Raw genomic sequence first — 13973 nt, 5'->3', positions numbered from 1 at the left:
CATTTTCTTTTTTTGAAAATTATCTTACAGAAAGAGTTTTTGAATTATAAATTAAAGCAACCCATTATACTTACGAACAAACCATTCCGTAGCCAAAGCAATAGCTAATAAAACCAATAACCAAACCCAATCAATCAAAGGAGATTTCTTAACGATTTCTTTTTGAATTGCTTTATAGTTATCTTTAGCTAGTAAATTATCAACTAAAGCATTAATATTTGTAGGATAAAAAGCTTTTCCGTTGGTGTTTTGAGCTAATTGATCTAAACGGCTTTTGTCAGCGTTTACAAATTGTTTCTCGATTTCAAAATCAAGAATCTCAAATGAACCTGAATATTTGGTATTGCTATTCTTTTCGGTAACGGTAAAACTGTAATTTCCAGCTTCTAAATTGTCTAAACTTACTTTATATTCGTTATTTCCTTTTAAGAAATCGTAGGTTTTAGAAGTGTTTTTAGTTTTGTTTTGAAGATTGATAGCCAATTTGGCATTTTCATCAAATTCGTAATTCTTATTGAAGAATTGTGCTGTAATTTCAATAGGTTCCCCTGAATTATAAAACGATTCATGATTCACCACTAATGATTTTTTAGCACTATTTGTGGTCAAGAATTGCACAATTTTGTCCATAAACGTATCAAATTGCGTGAATTCTTTCGTTTTAACGTGACTTTCGATTCTCCATTTCCAAATGTTTTCTCCTAATAAATAAGCATTTCTGTTTGAACCATTTTCAGAAAAACATAACATTGGGTTTTCAACATCAATTCGATTGATTTTTGAACCTAATAAAACCGAAACATTACTATTCGTTTTTACAGAACCAAATCCGTTTTCTAAGGGTGGAAAATAATCAAATCCAATATTATCTTGTGCAAAAAGATTAAATTGTTCGTTGTAAGAAGCTACATAATTCTCTTTTTGATTAGTCATTTTAAAGGTTAAATCGGTTTGAGATTGATTCATAACATTAAAATCAGTTGACTTTCCTGTGATGAAAAATGCATTTAAACCTAGTTTTTTAGCTTGACTAATTACGGTTGAAAATTCAGAAGTTGGTTGATAAAATATACAAACATTAAATTTTGTTATATCACTAATTTCCTTTGGTTTAAGAATTGTTACTTTACGTTGTTGATTAGCTTCAATGCTTCGTTTAATAACTCCTAAATCAGGATGATTTATGGCTGAAATTAAGGCAATTTCTTTTCTTTGGTCTAAAACTTCAACGGCAAAATATTTAGTGTTATTAGTTTTGTTCTTTTCAGTTAAACTACTTGAAATATTTACTGTATATTTCTTCGTACCAATGGAATTAGCATTCAATAAAGCTGTAACCGTTTTAACCTTTTTATTGGCTGAAAGAGAAATGGTTTCCTTAAAAATAACACTTCCATTTTCAACAATAGAAACATTAGCAGAAATTGATTTTTGACCATTATATTGCACAAATACTTCAATTGGAAATTTATTCTTCAAAAACGCGTATTTATTTACGTTTACTTGATTGATTTTCAAATCTTCCACTTCTGTTGTATCACCAATAATCACTGGAAACACATTCGCATTCGACTGAAAAGAATAAATATAATCGCTTCCTTGCGTTTGATTTCCATCTGTAACCAAAATTACAGGAAAAATAGGTGCTTTGTACAATTGCTTAATATCTTTAGCAACTTGATCAATTTTAGACTGTTTTCCTTTGAAATCCAAAACTTTATCTTGATAAATTTCGTCATCAAACAAATAAGTCTGAACCTCAAATTTATCTTTTAACTTACTATTTTCGCTTAAAGCTTTAAAAACTTTTTTTGTATTTTCAGAAGCTTCTAATTCACTGATGGATTGTGAATTATCAAAAAATATTGGTAAAGGAGTTTTTGAGATTTCCAACGTTTTTCGAGAAATAATTGGATTAATCAATAACAAAAACACTGTGAAATAAGATATAAAACGTAAAAAAGTCAAAAACAAATTCAAATTGGACTTTTTCTTGACTTTATATAAGTATTGATAAAACGACAATAATCCAGCGATTATCAGAGATAAGGTTATTAGGAGAATTGTTGTTTTAGTCATTATTTTTTAGTGTTCAGTTGTTAGTGTTCAGTTTTCTCACAGTAAATGACAGCCCACTGTTTAATTTCTAGACTTTAAATCTTAATTATTTATTTAGAAAATTATCTTTTTTATTGGTAGTAAGTTTTATAATTAACAATATTATTCCAAGTACTTCAGCTAAAATACCTATTGAAAGCAATAAATTACCTGTAATTATACCAAATTGTAAGTGCATAATCTTTATTAAAGCTCCAAAAATGGTAATTATAACTCCAAAAAGTATTATTGCAATTAAGTATTTATTTTTCATTTTTACTTTTATTAAACTGCCAACTAAATACTGATCACTGCCATCTATTATGTAAGCATTCCTCCATCAACATTAATAACTTGTCCGGTAACATATGCACTCATATCACATGCTAAAAACACACAAACGTTTGCAATATCTTCTGGTGTTCCACCTCTTTTTAACGGAATAGCTTCTCTCCAACCTTTTACAACGTCTTCGTTTAATTTGGCAGTCATTTCAGTTTCGATGAAACCTGGTGCAATGGCGTTGCAACGAATATTTCTTGAACCTAACTCTAAAGCTACTGATTTAGTAAAACCAATCATTCCAGCTTTTGAAGCTGCATAGTTTGCTTGTCCAGCGTTACCTTTCACTCCAACTACACTACTCATATTTATGATTGAACCTTTACGGTTTTTCAACATGATTTTTTGAACCGCTTTTGTCATGTTAAATACAGACTTTAAGTTGATTTCGATAACTTTATCAAAATCTTCTTCAGACATTCTCATTAACAAATTGTCTTTTGTAATTCCAGCATTGTTAATCAATACATCAACATTTCCAAATTCAGCCATTACATCTTCCACTAACTTTTGAGCTTCGTTGAAGTCTGCTGCGTTTGATTTATATCCTTTTGCTTTAATTCCTAAAGCGTTTAATTCGTTTTCTAATACCAAAGCAGATTCTGCAGAAGAACTATAAGTAAAAGCAACATTTGCACCTTGTTCAGCAAATACTTTTGCAATTCCACTTCCAATTCCACGACTTGCTCCTGTAATAATGGCAACTTTTCCGTCTAATAATTTCATATGTATATTTTTATTGTTTTTTAAAGGTCATATGCAATATTCAAATCAACTTTATACTAAAACATGCAGTTTTGAAAGTTTGAATATTTCATCTTAATTCAGTTTAAAATATAAAGTCCAAATATACTATTATTTTAATGTTTTAAAAACCAATTTGATTTAAAAAAATTATATCAAACCCATAAGGTATTTGTGTATAATGTAGTGCTTAATTATTTACAAAATGTTGAAGATGCAGAAGAAGTTACACAAGATGTTTTTGTTAAAGTATATCAATCCTTAGATAGTTTTAAAGAAGAATCCCATATAAAAACATGGATTTATATAATTACAATTAATCAAAGTTTAGATTTTATAAAAGAAGAAGAATACAAAAAAAAGTTTTTTCTCTTTTGGTCGCAAGTCTGAAAATGAATACGAATATAACAATTCATCTGATTTTTAACATCCTAGTATATTGCTAGAAAATCAAGAAGATACTAAAAGAAACTCTGGAGCTTATAATAATGAAACTGTTGCTTAAAAAAAATGGTTTGGTCAACATGATGCAACTTGGATTGAAAATGGTTTGCCTTTTGCTAATCAAATTATGATTTTTAATAATGGAAATGGAAGAACTGGAGGAAATTATTCAACAGTTGAAATCATAAATCCTTCAGTAAATGGCAATATTTATACAAAAACACTACCCTATTTACCAAATAGTACTTCTTAGAATTATAACGCAGAAAATCCGAATAATTTGTATACTCAAAACATATCAAGTTCTCAACTGTTATCAAATGGTAATATTTTATATTGTGATGGACCAAACGGAATGTTTACAGAAATAAACTCAAATGGAACTTCTGTTTGGAAATATGTAAACCCTATTACTAATACCGGAATTGCAAACCAAGGAAAAATCAATGTAAGTTCTGTTTTTAAATGTATTTATTATCCCAGTCCTTATTCTGGATTTACAAAACAAAATTTAGTAGTTGGTAATACAATTGAAAATACAAACTCTTTATCTGCCTCTTAAATTTTGTCTACAAATGAATTTGAATTAGTTGAATCTATTAAAAAGTTTATCCTAATCCAACTTCAAATTATATTACAATTGACACTGATTATTCTTATAAAAATTTAAATATTGAAATCATTAACGGATTAGGTCAACAAATTCTTACTCAAAAAATAGATTCTAATAAAAATGAAATTTCATTAGAATCATTAAAAGCTGGTATTTATGTTATTAAAATAATTTCAGAAAAGAAATTAAAGACCTTTAAAATTATAAAAGAATAAAAAAGCGCCAATATCAAAATTAGATATTGGCGCTTTTTTTTATCCCATGATGTTATAACCTCCATCTACTTGTCTAATTTCTCCAGTAATTCTTCCGTTTGGTCTAAACAAGTGAATCACTTCGTTGGCTAAATCATCTGGTGTAGCGTTACCTAAAGGACTTAATTTATCAGCTGTGTCAAAATCAGATTGATTTAAGGTGGCTGTTCCTGCTTTGCTTCCCATATAAGGTGAAAATCTAATAGCATTTACTCTTGTTCCGTCTCTTCTGCCTAGCTCATCGGCTAATTCAATTGTAATACGTTCTAAAGCTGCTTTTGCAATACTCATATTTCTATAAGGATGAAAAGTTACTTTTGCAGCAGCAATATAACTTAAGGAACATATAGAAGATTTAGGTTGCATTAAATCATATTTATATAAATATTGAGCTATACGAATTAAGGAATAAGCTGAAACTTCCATTGTGTCGCAAAATTCTTCTTTTGTGACTTCTAACATGGGCTTTACAACTTTTTGTCTAATGGTTTTATCCATAGCAATTGCATGTAAAAATCCGTCTACTTTAATATTATTTGCTTTTAATTTTTTAGCAAACGCATCTACACTTTCTTCTAGCGTTACATCTAAGATTTCTGTCTGAGTATCATCTCCCAATTCATTTTTAACTGATTTTTGAAAATCAAGATAATTGGTATTTAAAAACTGCTTTGCCTTATCGGATAAATCTTTGTGAAATTCACTTACACCTAATCCTGTGCAAATAACTTTTCCACCGTTTTTTACTATTTTTTTTGCTACAAACATAGCCAATGAGTTTTCATCAGCAATACCTGTAATTAAAAATGTTTTATTTGTAAACATATCTTTTATTTTAAATTATTTTACCATTTATATAAAGCTGTTCCCCAAGTCCAACCTGCTCCAACAGCTGCAAACAAAAGAATGTCCCCTTTTTTAAATTCATTATTCTTATGTGTTTCATCTAATATAATAGGAACAGTTCCTCCAGAAGTATTAGCATATCTGTCCATATTTGTTTTTACTTTCTCAAAAGGCAGATTAACTTTTCTAGCAATTTCTTGAAGTATTCTAATACTAGGTTGATGAGGTAGCATAAAGTCTACATCTTCAATTGTTAAGTTATTTTTGCTCAATATTTCGTTAATATTTTCTGGAACTACTTTAGTAGCCGTATCAAAAACAGCTTTTCCATCCATTTTAAAGTAATGTTCTCTATTGTTTACCGTTTCTATTGAAGCAGGTTTTGCAGAACCACCAGCAAGAATTGTAAAGTGTTCTTTACCCGTTCCGTCCGAATGTAATGCAAAATCTATAAAACCTTTATCTTCAGTTGTTGACGATAAAACCATTGCTCCTGCTCCGTCTCCAAAAAAAACAGCATCTCTTCTTTCCCAATCAATAATTGAAGAAAAGGTATCTGCACCAATAACAAGTACGTTTTTATACATACCTGTTTTTACAAATTGAACAGCTGTAGCCATAGTAAATAAAGCTCCTGAACAAACTGCAGAAATATCAAAAGCAACAGCGTTAGTTGCTTTTAATTTATCTTGAACAAAACAAGCACAAGAAGGTGAAGGTCTATCTGGAGTAGTTGTAGCAACAATAATCAAATCTATATCTTCTACCTTTAAATTTGCGTTTTCAATAGCTAATAAGCCTGCCTTGTAAGCCAAATCACTTGTTGCTTCACCAGTTGAAATTCTACGCTCTTTAATTCCTAATTTTGAAAATATCCATTCACCGGAAGATCCAATGGATTCAAAGAAGTCATTTTTTATAATATTTTCGGGTGCATAAGAACCAGTCCCTTTTATATAAACGTTATTCATTTTGTTAAATTTTAAACAAATTTCCTTTTTTAATTTCAAATAGTAATCATATAATTAATAATTTTATTAATTATTATCACATTATGAATTTAAAAGGCAAAAAAAATGAATTACATAATTTTAATAAAAAAACCGATACAAATTAATGCATCGGTTTTGAATATTATTAGATGATAAAATAAATTATCCCATTACTTCTTTCACTTTTAATCCAATTTCAGCAGGAGAATCAACAACATGTATTCCACATTCTCTCATGATTCTTTTCTTAGCTTCAGCAGTATCGTCAGAACCTCCAACAATAGCACCAGCATGACCCATTGTTCTTCCAGCAGGAGCAGTTTCACCAGCAATAAATCCTACAATAGGTTTTTTGCTTCCACTTTCTTTGTACCATTTAGCAGCATCAGCTTCTAATTGACCACCAATTTCACCAATCATTACAACACATTCCGTTTCCGGATCGTTGATAAGTAATTCAACAGCTTCTTTAGTTGTTGTTCCAATAATTGGATCTCCACCAATTCCGATAGCAGTTGTGATTCCCATTCCTTGTTTTACAACTTGGTCAGCAGCTTCATAAGTTAATGTTCCTGATTTAGAAACAATACCTACATTCCCTTTTTTGAAAACGAAACCTGGCATAATACCAACTTTAGCTTCACCTGGAGTAATTACACCTGGACAATTAGGTCCAACTAAACGACAATCTCTATCTTGAATATAAGCATAAGCTTTAATCATATCTGCAACAGGAATTCCTTCAGTAATACAAATAATTACTTTAATTCCGGCATCAGCAGCTTCCATAATTGCATCAGCAGCAAAAGCTGGTGGTACAAATAATATAGAAGTATCAGCTCCAGCTTCTACTACTGCATCTTGTACAGTATTAAAAACAGGTCTGTCTAAATGAGTTTGTCCACCTTTACCAGGAGTTACACCACCAACTACATTTGTACCATATTCAATCATTTGTTCGGCATGAAAAGTTCCTTCACTACCTGTAAATCCTTGAACTATTATTTTTGAATCTTTGTTTACTAAAACACTCATGTTGTTATTTTTAATTTATTTTATAAAAAGTGAAGCAAAAGTATGATTTTTTGATTGACTTTTAAAGTTTTTATGTGAAAATAATAATAATTTACTTTTGTAATATTAACCTAGAACTGATATTTGATGCCCTTTAATAATTTTTCCGTTTTTAAATTCCCAGAAAGCCATAATTTTTGTAATTAATACCATTTCTGAAGGATTTTCGATAGTAGATGCAAAATAATTATAATGAACTGCTACAGAATTACCTTCACCAAAAAGATTTAATATTTCTATTTTAGAATCTGTATAATTTTCAAACAATTCTTTAGAAAGCTTCATAACATCAGCTTTATTGTATGTAAATTGTCCAACAGAACTATTCCATTCTAAATAAATAGAATCATCTATTAAGTTGTCTACATAGCTTAAATCTCTGTAATTATCTGAAGCATAGAAGTCTTTAATAATTTCAACATTAGTCATTTTGCATTTTTTTTAAAATTTCGGGTATGCGTTTTATATTCGCGAGTTGCTTCAATTTTTCTCTAGATTCTTCAATTGGTGTTCCAAAGTAAACTTTTGATCCTTCAATAGACTTTGTTATACCTGTTTGCCCCATCACAATAGCTTTTGAACCAATTGTTATTCCACTAGTCGTACCAACTTGTCCCCAAAGTGTTACTTCATCTTCAATTATAACACATCCTGCAATTCCGGTTTGTGCAGCAATTAAGCATTTTTTACCAATAACTGTATCATGCCCAACATGAACTTGGTTATCAATTTTAGTGCCTTCACCAATAGTTGTATCACCAGTAACACCTTTATCTATTGTACACAGTGCTCCTATTCCAACATTATCTTTTATGACAACTCTTCCTCCAGACAGCAATTGATCAAAACCTTCTGTTCTTTTTTTATAATAGAAAGCATCAGCACCTAAAATTGTTCCTGCATGGATAATAACATTATCGCCAATTACAGTATTATCATAAATTGAAACATTTGAATGAATGATACAATTTTTACCAATAGTTACATTATTACCAATAAAACAATTAGGTTGAATAAATGTGTTTTCTCCAATTATAGCATTTTCAGAAACAGATAAGCTTAATGCCTGAAAAGGTTTAAAATATTTAGTTAATGTATTGAAATCTCTAAAAGGATCATCAGAAATTAATAGCGCTTTGCCTTCTGGGCAATCAACTTTTTTATTGATTAAAACAATAGTTGCTGCTGATTTTAACGCTTTGTCATAATATTTTGGATGATCTACAAAAACAATATCTCCAGGTTCAACAACATGAATTTCATTCATTCCTTTAACCGGAAAATTTTCATCACCTGCAAATTCAGTGTTGATTATAGAAGCAATCTCTTTTAGAGCGAAAGTTTTTGGAAATTTCATTTACTTAACTTATTACTCTTTAATACGTTCCATATAATTTCCTGAAGCAGTATCAATTTTAATTTTATCACCTTCATTTATAAATAAAGGTACATTTACAGTTGCTCCTGTTTCAACAGTAGCTGGTTTATTTGCATTTGTAGCTGTGTTTCCTTTCATTCCTGGCTCAGTATACGTTACTTCAAGGATAACTGACGAAGGCATATCTACAGATAATGGTAAATCTGTTTCTGTATTGATTTGCAACATTACGTTTGTTCCTTCTTTTAATAAATCAGGTGCATCTAACACACTTCTTTCTAAAGTGATTTGTTCGTAATTATCTACATTCATAAAGTTAAATGTGTCTCCTTCTGCATATAAAAATTGGTAAGTTTGCGTTTCTACACGAACTACATCAATTTTATGTCCAGCTGAAAATGTATTATCCAATACTTTTCCGTTACTAACTGACCTTAATTTTGTTCTTACAAATGCTGGACCTTTTCCTGGTTTTACGTGTAAAAATTCGATAATTTTATAAATATCGTGGTTGTATTTAATGCATAATCCGTTTCTAATATCTGATGTACTTGCCATTATTTAGTTTTTTATTTTTTTATTTTTTGTTTGTCACAGGTTTTAAACCCCTGTATAGCCTTTCATGATTCCCCTTGATGAACTTTTAATAAATTGAATAATCTCATCGCGTTCTGGAGTTGCTTCCATTTCTGCTTCAATTTTTGCTAAAGCTTGAGTTGTATTATAATTTTTTTGATATAATATTCTATAAATATCTTGTATTTCTCTAATTTTTTCTGTTGAAAAACCTCTTCTTCTTAAACCTACAGAATTAATTCCAACATAAGATATTGGTTCTTTAGCAGCTTTTGTGAAAGGAGGAACATCTTTTCTTAAAAGAGATCCACCTGAAACCATTGCATGTTCTCCAATACTAATAAACTGATGTACTGCAGACAAACCTCCAATAATAGCGTGATTACCAACGTTAACATGACCTCCTAAAAGTACACCGTTCACAATAATTACATTATCGCCAATATGACAATCATGTGCAATATGTGCAGTTGCCATAATTAGACAATTATCTCCTATTTTAGTTTGACCAGATGCAATTGTACCTCTATTAATTGTCACACATTCTCTAATAGTTGTGTTATCTCCGATTATTGCTAATGAATCTTCCCCTCCAAATTTTAAATCTTGTGGAACAGCTGAAATTACTGCACCGGGAAAAATATTACAATTCTTTCCAATACGAGCACCTTCCATAATGGTTACATTTGAACCAATCCAAGTTCCTTCTCCAATAATTACATTATTGTGAATAGTAGTAAATGGATCAATTACTACATTTCGAGCAATTTTTGCTCCTGGATGTACGTATGCTAACGGTTGATTCATAATTTATTGTTTTTTTGCTATTTGTGCCATTAATTCTGCTTGGGCTACTAATCTACCATTAGCATAAGCATTAGCTTGCATATGACAAATTCCACGTCTAATAGGTGTTATTAAATCACATTTAAAGATTAATGTATCACCTGGTAATACTTTTTGTTTGAACTTTACATTATCGATTTTCATGAAAAATGTTAGGTAATTTTCAGGATCTGGGACAGTACTTAATACTAAAATACCTCCTGTTTGCGCCATTGCTTCCACAATTAAAACTCCTGGCATAACGGGTGCATCTGGAAAATGTCCAACAAAGAAAGGTTCATTCATTGTCACATTTTTCAATCCAACAACATGTGAATCAGACATTTCAATAATTCTATCTATCAATAAAAAAGGTGGTCTATGAGGAAGAATAGCCATAATCTGATGAATATCCATCAAAGGTTCTTTATGTAAATCGTACACAGGAACTTGATTTCTTTCTTCAATTTTTATTATTTTTTGAAGTTTTTTTGCAAATTGTGTATTTACAAAATGTCCAGGTTTATTAGCAATAACTTTTCCTTGAATACGAATTCCTACAAGCGCTAAATCTCCAACAACGTCTAATAATTTATGACGTGCTGCTTCATTAGGATGATGTAATTCTAAATTATCTAGAATTCCATTTGGTTTAACTGTGATTTTATCTTTTCCAAATGCCTTTTTAAGATTATTCATTGTATCCTCAGAAATTTCTTTGTCTACATAAACAATGGCATTGTTTAAATCTCCACCTTTAATTAATCCATTATTTAACAAAGTCTCTAATTCATGTAAGAAGCTAAACGTTCTACTATCTGAAATTTCAGCTTTAAATTCACTAATGCTTTTCATGGTAGCATTTTGAGTTCCTAAAACTTTAGTTCCAAAATCTACCATAGCAGTTACGCAATAGTGATCACTTGGAATAATTGTAATTTCGCTTCCAGTATTTTCGTCTGTATATGAAATTACATCTTTAACAACATATACTTTTCGTTCTTCATTTTGAATTTCAATTCCAACTTTTTCAATTGCTTCTACAAAATATTTTGAAGAACCATCCATAATTGGTGGCTCTGAAGCGTTTAATTCTATAATTACATTATCTACATCACAGCCTACAAAAGCAGCTAAAACGTGTTCTGATGTTTGTATATAAACACCTTTTTTCTCTAGATTTGTACCACGTTGAGTATTAATAACGTAACTCGCATCAGCTTCAATAACTGGATGTCCTTCTAAATCAACACGGACAAATGAATATCCGTTATTAACCGGTGCAGGTTTGAATGTCATTATAACTTCTTGACCTGTATGAAGACCAACTCCTTTTAGAGTAATTTCGCTTGCGATGGTTGTTTGCTTAACCATAAAATATAAAATTTAAACTTGTTATTTTTTCTTTAATTCTTCTAATTGATTTACAATATTTGGCAGATTTTTGAAATGCACGAAAGACTTTGCAAAATCACCGTAGTTGAAAGCTGGTGTTCCTTGAACAACTTCATTATCTCCAATACTTTTACCAATACCCGATTGTGCTTGAATTTTTACACCGTTTCCTATGACCAAATGACCTGAAATACCTACTTGGCCACCAATCATACAGTTTTTACCAATTTTTGTTGAACCAGCAATTCCGGTTTGAGCAGCTATTACTGTGTTTTCATCAATTTCAACGTTATGAGCTACTTGAATATGATTATCTAGTTTTACACCTTTTCTAATAAATGTTGACCCTAAAGTTGCTCTATCAATTGTTGTATTTGCACCAACTTCAACATTATCTTCTATGATTACATTTCCAATTTGAGGAATTTTTGAATAGGTTCCATCTTCTAAGGGAGCAAATCCAAATCCATCAGAACCTATAATGCTTCCTGAGTGAAACGTGCAATTATTTCCTATTTCTGTTTCAGAATAAACTCTAACTCCAGCAAAGAAAATACAGTTATCTCCAATAATTACGTTATCTCCAATAAATGTATTTGGATAAATTTTTACGTTTTGACCAATAGAAACATTTTTTCCAATGTAACAAAAGCTACCTAAATATAATCCATCACCATAAGTAACATTTTCTGAAATGACAGAAGGTTGTTCAATACCAGATTTCATTAACTTTACTTGATTGTAATACTCTAAAAGTGTTGAAAAGGCTTTATAAGCATCTTCTACTTTAATCAATGTGGTCGTAATTTCTTGCTCTGGAACGAAATCATTATTCACAATTGTTATTGTAGCTAACGTTGAATATATGTAATTCACATATTTTTTATTGGCTAAAAAAGTCAACGACCCTTCTGTTCCTTCTTCTATTTTGGCTAATTTATAAACTTCTGCATTAGGATTTCCTAGTACTTCACCATTTAATATACCTGCAATTTGTTCTGCTGTAAACTTCATTTAAAATTTTTAAGTTACCATCAAACCTGATGGAATCTACTTTTTGAAACTATGTTTTTTCTATTTAATACTATGTTAAATTAATTTCAATCTCACAAAAATATAAAATTAAATCAAATAGCTATGCAACTATCAATTCTTTTGGATAACAAATAAAATATTTTGTTACTGGTTTTGATAAAGCTTTAAGACTTAATTGATCTGATGCTTGCGCTACATCTTCAATTGAACCATCTTTTTTTAAAATACAAATAGGTTCACTTTCTTTGTCGTAAGCTTGGTTTTTTATCTTTCCTTTAAAAACAAAATATTTTGTTTCTGATGAAGTAGTTTTATATTTTGAAATGAATTTTTCTTTGTACCCTAAAAGACTCTCTTTCTTTGGTTTATCACTCATCATTTGAATCTTTAATAAATCTCTATTGATAATCATTTTTGAAAGCGAACTCAACACAAAATCATCATGAAATTGCCAATTTTTTATGGCACTCATTACATCAAAATCATCCAGATAAGAAAAGGTCTGAAGCACTTTTGAATCAAAATTGTTTAATGAAATTTTATTCTTCAAAAAGAATTGCAAAGGCTCACTACAATTTAAAATAATTTTGTTTTTTGTTAATTCTTTTGCTCTTTTTAGAATATTCATCAAAATAATTTCGGAAACAACACTTGTTTTGTGTAAATAGGCTTGCCAATACATCAATCGTCTTGCCATTAAGAATTTTTCAACAGAATAAATTCCTTTTTCTTCAATTACTAACACATCATCTTGAACGTTCATCATTTGAATTAACCGTTCACTATTGATATTTCCTTCGGCAACACCACTGTAAAAACTATCTCTTCTTAAATAATCCATCCGATCCATATCTAGCTGACTAGAAACTAATTGCAACATGAATTTACGATGATATTGTTCTTTAAAAATTTGTATCGCTAATGCTAACTTACCATCAAATTCTTCATTCAATTTTTCCATAAACAACAATGAAAGCTGTTCATGATGTACTTCTTCTACAATGCTTTGCTCCATCGCATGACTAAATGGACCGTGACCTATATCGTGTAGCAAAATAGCAATTAAAAGGGCATTTTCCTCTTCCTCAGAAATTATTACTGTTTTAAAACGAAGTGTTTGAATGGCTTTTTGCATCAAGTGCATACAACCTAATGCATGATGAAATCGTGTATGATGTGCTCCTGGATAAACTAAATAAGTTAGTCCCATTTGAGAAATACGTCTTAACCGCTGAAAATAAGGATGTTGTATTAAATCGTAAATTAATGTATTAGGAATAGTAATGAAACCATAAATGGGATCGTTAAAAATTTTACGTTTATTAATTTGACTCACTTAGTTATTTTTTACAAAAGTA

The 13973-nt window shown here is 30.0% G+C and carries 15 protein-coding genes and 1 pseudogene; 3 read left to right on the top strand and 13 right to left on the bottom strand.

Annotated features, from left to right (window positions below; all coding sequences use genetic code 11):
- Nucleotides 1-51: 51 nt before the first annotated feature.
- From AACZ53_RS02755 to fabG, 3 genes are all read right to left on the bottom strand, one after another.
- A complete protein-coding gene (locus AACZ53_RS02755) occupies nucleotides 52-2079 on the bottom strand; it encodes a hypothetical protein (protein WP_339834498.1) in 2028 nt (675 codons plus the stop codon).
- Nucleotides 2080-2164: 85 nt separating this feature from the next.
- Entirely contained in the window at nucleotides 2165-2371 is a 207-nt protein-coding gene (locus AACZ53_RS02750; RefSeq protein WP_339834496.1) for a hypothetical protein, read from the bottom strand.
- Nucleotides 2372-2418: 47 nt separating this feature from the next.
- Entirely contained in the window at nucleotides 2419-3165 is a 747-nt protein-coding gene (gene fabG / locus AACZ53_RS02745) for a 3-oxoacyl-[acyl-carrier-protein] reductase (protein ID WP_339834494.1), read from the bottom strand.
- A 171-nt stretch (nucleotides 3166-3336) separates the two neighbouring features.
- Between fabG and AACZ53_RS02740 the strand changes: the two are divergent.
- From AACZ53_RS02740 to AACZ53_RS02730, 3 genes and pseudogenes are all read left to right on the top strand, one after another.
- A pseudogene (locus tag AACZ53_RS02740) lies at nucleotides 3337-3573 on the top strand (sigma-70 family RNA polymerase sigma factor); the annotation flags it as partial.
- 181 nt (nucleotides 3574-3754) lie between these two features.
- Complete coding sequence (locus AACZ53_RS02735; RefSeq protein ID WP_339834492.1) at nucleotides 3755-3880, top strand: hypothetical protein; 126 nt, start codon at nucleotides 3755-3757, stop codon at nucleotides 3878-3880.
- 27 nt (nucleotides 3881-3907) lie between these two features.
- Nucleotides 3908-4189, top strand: a complete 282-nt coding sequence (locus AACZ53_RS02730; RefSeq protein WP_339834490.1) for a hypothetical protein — start codon at nucleotides 3908-3910, stop codon at nucleotides 4187-4189.
- A gap of 305 nt (nucleotides 4190-4494) precedes the next feature.
- On the opposite strand, the gene AACZ53_RS02725 is transcribed toward AACZ53_RS02730, so the two are convergent.
- From AACZ53_RS02725 to AACZ53_RS02680, 10 genes are all read right to left on the bottom strand, one after another.
- The gene (locus AACZ53_RS02725; protein WP_339834488.1) at nucleotides 4495-5319 is read right to left on the bottom strand and encodes an SDR family oxidoreductase; all 825 of its coding nucleotides are present in this window, start codon (nucleotides 5317-5319) and stop codon (nucleotides 4495-4497) included.
- Between the two features lie 20 nt (nucleotides 5320-5339).
- On the bottom strand, nucleotides 5340-6311 hold the full coding sequence (locus AACZ53_RS02720; RefSeq protein WP_339834486.1) for a beta-ketoacyl-ACP synthase III: 972 nt from the start codon (nucleotides 6309-6311) through the stop codon (nucleotides 5340-5342).
- A gap of 183 nt (nucleotides 6312-6494) precedes the next feature.
- Nucleotides 6495-7367: a succinate--CoA ligase subunit alpha gene (gene sucD / locus AACZ53_RS02715; RefSeq protein WP_026715825.1), complete on the bottom strand. Its 873-nt coding sequence runs from the start codon at nucleotides 7365-7367 to the stop codon at nucleotides 6495-6497.
- Nucleotides 7368-7472: 105 nt separating this feature from the next.
- Nucleotides 7473-7835: a nuclear transport factor 2 family protein gene (locus AACZ53_RS02710; RefSeq protein ID WP_339834482.1), complete on the bottom strand. Its 363-nt coding sequence runs from the start codon at nucleotides 7833-7835 to the stop codon at nucleotides 7473-7475.
- Entirely contained in the window at nucleotides 7828-8763 is a 936-nt protein-coding gene (locus AACZ53_RS02705; protein ID WP_339834479.1) for a UDP-3-O-(3-hydroxymyristoyl)glucosamine N-acyltransferase, read from the bottom strand. Before AACZ53_RS02705 ends, AACZ53_RS02710 begins: the two co-directional genes overlap by 8 nt.
- Nucleotides 8764-8775: 12 nt before the next feature.
- Complete coding sequence (gene efp, locus AACZ53_RS02700; protein ID WP_026715828.1) at nucleotides 8776-9342, bottom strand: elongation factor P; 567 nt, start codon at nucleotides 9340-9342, stop codon at nucleotides 8776-8778.
- A gap of 42 nt (nucleotides 9343-9384) precedes the next feature.
- Nucleotides 9385-10167, bottom strand: a complete 783-nt coding sequence (lpxA, locus tag AACZ53_RS02695; RefSeq protein WP_339834474.1) for an acyl-ACP--UDP-N-acetylglucosamine O-acyltransferase — start codon at nucleotides 10165-10167, stop codon at nucleotides 9385-9387.
- Between the two features lie 3 nt (nucleotides 10168-10170).
- The gene (locus tag AACZ53_RS02690) at nucleotides 10171-11559 is read right to left on the bottom strand and encodes a bifunctional UDP-3-O-[3-hydroxymyristoyl] N-acetylglucosamine deacetylase/3-hydroxyacyl-ACP dehydratase (protein ID WP_339834471.1); all 1389 of its coding nucleotides are present in this window, start codon (nucleotides 11557-11559) and stop codon (nucleotides 10171-10173) included.
- Nucleotides 11560-11580: 21 nt separating this feature from the next.
- Entirely contained in the window at nucleotides 11581-12594 is a 1014-nt protein-coding gene (gene lpxD, locus AACZ53_RS02685) for a UDP-3-O-(3-hydroxymyristoyl)glucosamine N-acyltransferase (RefSeq protein ID WP_339834468.1), read from the bottom strand.
- Nucleotides 12595-12715: 121 nt separating this feature from the next.
- Nucleotides 12716-13951, bottom strand: a complete 1236-nt coding sequence (locus AACZ53_RS02680) for an HD domain-containing protein (RefSeq protein ID WP_339834465.1) — start codon at nucleotides 13949-13951, stop codon at nucleotides 12716-12718.
- Nucleotides 13952-13973: the final 22 nt, after the last annotated feature.

It is taken from the genome of uncultured Flavobacterium sp. (genome assembly GCF_963975005.1).
Classification (GTDB): domain Bacteria; phylum Bacteroidota; class Bacteroidia; order Flavobacteriales; family Flavobacteriaceae; genus Flavobacterium.
Note: the sequence above shows the minus strand (reverse complement) of the source record. Positions and strands in the feature narration are given on the sequence as shown.